Genomic DNA, 3,154 nt, shown 5'->3' with positions numbered 1-3,154 from the left:
CTGTCGGACGCGCTGAACCGGTTGGCGCAGCTCACCAGGACGCCACCTGCCGCCTCGGTGGCCCCCGCACCGTCCGCGCAGGGCTCACCCCCGGCAGCCGTACCACCTTCCTCGCCGGCCGTCGCCGCGGATTCGGCCGCGCCCGCGGCTCCCGCGGCTCCCGCGGCGACCACCTTGACGGCGGTACCTGGCAGGTAGGCCGGCTGGAAAAATTAATCAAGATCGTTTGACACCCCCCGCCTGGCGTCCTGTAAGGTGAACTCACACCGACGCGGGGTGGAGCAGCTCGGTAGCTCGCTGGGCTCATAACCCAGAGGTCACAGGTTCAAATCCTGTCCCCGCTACCAGCGAAAGGCCCTCGGAGAAGCCCTCTCCGAGGGCCTTTTCCATGCGGCGCCGCTTGTCGTTCATCGGGATCATGGATGGTGAACGTGATCTGGCTGAACGTTCATCTCGGATCCTTCGCGAGGAGTTAGGCGAGCCGAACCGGTGATAGTTGTCGACACCGGTGTACTCGTCGCCGCCATCAACAAGCGAGACAAGTTCCATCGCGCTGCCCAACTGGTGCGGCGCTACGCCGATCTTCCGCTCGACACAGTCGACGCCGTGGTGGTCGCTACAGCGGAACACCTGGGCACGCCCAAGGTCGCGACGGTCGACCGCAAGGACTTCCAGATCGTCGTTCCCAGCCACTGCCGCGCTTTCGAGCTTCTGCCGACCCTCGGTTGACTTCCGCGCACCAGCACGAACCCCGATCTTTACTGGCCCCCAGTCGAGGTCCAGGTCCTCAGCCCATTGGCGGTCGTGCGCTCGTACCAGAAGCGCGGGGTCGGCTCGGCCCTTGTTCACCATGGCCTCAACATCCTCGCTGAGTCCTCGGTGCCACTCGTCTTCCTCGGATAGTCCCCCTTCGCGGACGTGTGCAGCCCGGGGGTGGTACCAGTCACCCTCGCGTAGATCTCAGGCTTCTACCAGCATCTTTTTTGGTGATCGGGCCGCATATCCGGTGTCCGTACCCGGGTTGCACATGCCGCGCGGCCCGGCTGGGGGCCGGTAGGAGCAACTCGACAGATCCGTCAGTTGCGTCGGGCCTCTGTCTTCGTCCAGTCGCGGGGGAGGCCGATGTACGGGAGCCAGGCGATGCGCTCAGCGAAGCAGTCCGAGGTAGCGCGAGAGGGTGTGCTCAACCTGCGCCATGTCGTCGCGGGAGAGGTAGTCCACGAGGTCACCCGCGACATAGGAGCTGTCGATGGTGCGGATCTGGTCGATCAGGATCCTGGTCGACCGCCCCGCGATGGTCACCTCCGGTCTGAAGGTGGACGCCTGCGCGCCGGTCGACGTTGGAACGATCGTGACCGTGGACCACGCGTTCTGCTCAATACTCAGGACGAGGCCGAGTCGACGCCCCCGCTGTTCATGCCCGCGCTTGGCGTCGCCGAGATCCACCGGGTACACCGCCCCGTGGATCACGGTTGGTCCTGCGATCTGGCTGGTACCGCGAGGTTCGTACCTGTGATTCTGATGTTGCCGTTGGCGTCGTACTCCCACGCATCGGGTTCGGCGGACAGATCCTCGTTCCGCAGCCGGTGCATATCCTCGCGGGCACGCGCCTCCCACGCCTCCCGGTCAAGCAGTCGCAGGGCGCGCCGGATGACGTCGCTGGTCTTCTCGTCCTGACGGCGGTTGGCCTCAACGATCCGGAGGTCCTCTTCGGTGGGGCGGAATCCGACGCTCATGAGGCCACCGTACAACAAACGTACAACATCTGGGTGCTCGGCGCACGCGTGGTCGGGGGCATCTGTGTCCCGGGGTGGTACCCATGGTGCTGGCACACGCGAACGCGCTGCTGGCCGGGAGCGGGCCGACCTGAGTGGTTCCGGCAGACCTGCGCAAGCCGGAGTGCGGCGTCACCTGGTCACGGCGACACCCCTTGACGTGGGACGCGCCAAGCCCATCAAGACTGTCGACCGGCAGCAGCCGCAGCCGGTGGATCCTCGGCGACAACCACCCGGTCACCCTGCTTGCGGCGGCCATCCTCGCCTTCGCACTGGGCAGGTTGGGTGAGCACCAAGCGGCGCGGGAACTGGCCGCAGACACCCTCGCCTCCAGTCTCCGGGGCTGGCTGGGCGGGGTTCTGGGACGGCGCGCACACTGCGCAGGTAACCCAGCATCGGTGCTCATCCCCGCTCTGTGACAAGCGACCGGCGCTCCTGGCCGCGCCATACCCGCAGGTATTCCTCGGCGACCTTCGCCTGGGTCATCCGCGCTGCCTTGCGGAGCATCGACAGGTGCATCGCGTAGACCCGGCCCCCGCCGCCGGCATCCCACCCGTACCCGTACGCACCTCCGACGGCCGGCTCGGACACTTCGAAGGCGTGCACCGGGTCGTCATGGACCCGCAGCCTCGCTGTAGTACATTTACGATCTCCCGTAGTACATTGGAGGTATGGAAGCCACCGCGCGGGAGTTCAACCAGCAGGCCGCGAAGATACTCGCTGCCGCCGAGCGCGGCGAGACGATTGCAGTGACGAAAAATGGGCGCCATATCGCCACGCTGGTACCCGCCGGTCACGCCGAACCCGTCCCCCCCTACCCGGTCGATCCCATGGGAGACGACGACCTTCCTCTCTTCGATGGCCCGGCCGACATGTCAGCCCGAGTCGACGAGATGCTCGCGGAGGGTTTCGGCTTGTGATTGTTCCGGTTGCAATCGCCGATACCTCCGCCCTCCTCGCCGTGTTCAATCGCCTGGACGCCGAGCATGCGACCTGCTCCAAGACCCGCACCAAAATCGGGCATTTAGTAATTTCTCCCTTCGTGCTATCCGAGCTGGACTACCTGATCTCGACTCGGATAGGGGCCGACACGGCTGTCACAGTCCTGGATCACATTCTGGGCAAAGTTGACATCAGACGGTACGAGGTGGCGGATCTGTCTCCCCACCTGCACACCGCCCGTGCTTTGATGGCTCTCTACAAGAACATGAGTATTGGGATCACTGACGCGATGAACGCGGCTCTCGCCGCCTACTTCCGTACTGACGCCGTGTTCACTCTCGATCGGAAGCACTTCCGCGCCATCCGTCCCATCAGCGGCCACCCGCACTTCCGGCTACTACCGGATGACCTCTGAGGAAGAAATCGGCGCGGATCCC

General features: G+C 65.2%; 7 protein-coding genes and 1 tRNA gene. 5 read left to right on the top strand and 3 right to left on the bottom strand.

Annotated elements, in window-relative coordinates; all coding sequences use genetic code 11:
* The 3 genes from MJ783_RS22000 to MJ783_RS21990 form a co-directional block, all read left to right on the top strand.
* The coding region (locus MJ783_RS22000; RefSeq protein ID WP_239313499.1) for a hypothetical protein at positions 1 to 230 on the top strand (230 nt) is incomplete at its 5' end.
* Positions 231 to 270: 40 nt separating this feature from the next.
* Positions 271 to 347 (top strand) — tRNA-Met (locus MJ783_RS21995).
* A gap of 142 nt (positions 348 to 489) precedes the next feature.
* Positions 490 to 729 (top strand): PIN domain-containing protein, encoded by a 240-nt coding sequence (locus tag MJ783_RS21990; RefSeq protein ID WP_239313496.1) that lies wholly within the window; start codon positions 490 to 492, stop codon positions 727 to 729.
* 417 nt (positions 730 to 1,146) lie between these two features.
* On the opposite strand, the gene MJ783_RS21985 is transcribed toward MJ783_RS21990, so the two are convergent.
* From MJ783_RS21985 to MJ783_RS21975, 3 genes are all read right to left on the bottom strand, one after another.
* Positions 1,147 to 1,470, bottom strand: coding sequence for a type II toxin-antitoxin system PemK/MazF family toxin (locus MJ783_RS21985; protein WP_239313493.1), 324 nt, complete (start codon positions 1,468 to 1,470; stop codon positions 1,147 to 1,149).
* Positions 1,467 to 1,736 carry a hypothetical protein gene (locus MJ783_RS21980; RefSeq protein WP_239313490.1) on the bottom strand — a complete coding sequence of 90 codons (270 nt, stop codon included), beginning with the start codon at positions 1,734 to 1,736 and terminating at the stop codon, positions 1,467 to 1,469. The genes MJ783_RS21985 and MJ783_RS21980 overlap by 4 nt, the downstream gene beginning before the upstream one ends.
* Positions 1,737 to 2,177: 441 nt before the next feature.
* Positions 2,178 to 2,381, bottom strand: a complete 204-nt coding sequence (locus MJ783_RS21975) for a hypothetical protein (RefSeq protein WP_239313488.1) — start codon at positions 2,379 to 2,381, stop codon at positions 2,178 to 2,180.
* 65 nt (positions 2,382 to 2,446) lie between these two features.
* Between MJ783_RS21975 and MJ783_RS21970 the strand changes: the two genes are divergently transcribed.
* A complete protein-coding gene (locus tag MJ783_RS21970; protein ID WP_239313485.1) occupies positions 2,447 to 2,695 on the top strand; it encodes a type II toxin-antitoxin system Phd/YefM family antitoxin in 249 nt (82 codons plus the stop codon).
* On the top strand, positions 2,692 to 3,132 hold the full coding sequence (locus MJ783_RS21965) for a PIN domain-containing protein (RefSeq protein ID WP_239313482.1): 441 nt from the start codon (positions 2,692 to 2,694) through the stop codon (positions 3,130 to 3,132). Before MJ783_RS21970 ends, MJ783_RS21965 begins: the two co-directional genes overlap by 4 nt.
* Positions 3,133 to 3,154: the final 22 nt, after the last annotated feature.

Origin of the sequence: Protofrankia sp. Cj3, from assembly GCF_917627355.1 — a bacterium.
In the GTDB taxonomy this organism is placed as follows: domain Bacteria; phylum Actinomycetota; class Actinomycetes; order Frankiales; family Frankiaceae; genus Protofrankia.
This window is presented reverse-complemented; position numbering and strand designations above follow the sequence as displayed.

Bases quoted from the DNA above. Each gene is read 5' to 3' on its own strand.
- MJ783_RS21980 (WP_239313490.1), bottom strand. From the start codon at position 1,736: ATGAGCGTCGGATTCCGCCCCACCGAAGAGGACCTCCGGATCGTTGAG.
- MJ783_RS21970 (WP_239313485.1), top strand. From the start codon at position 2,447: ATGGAAGCCACCGCGCGGGAGTTCAACCAGCAGGCCGCGAAGATACTC.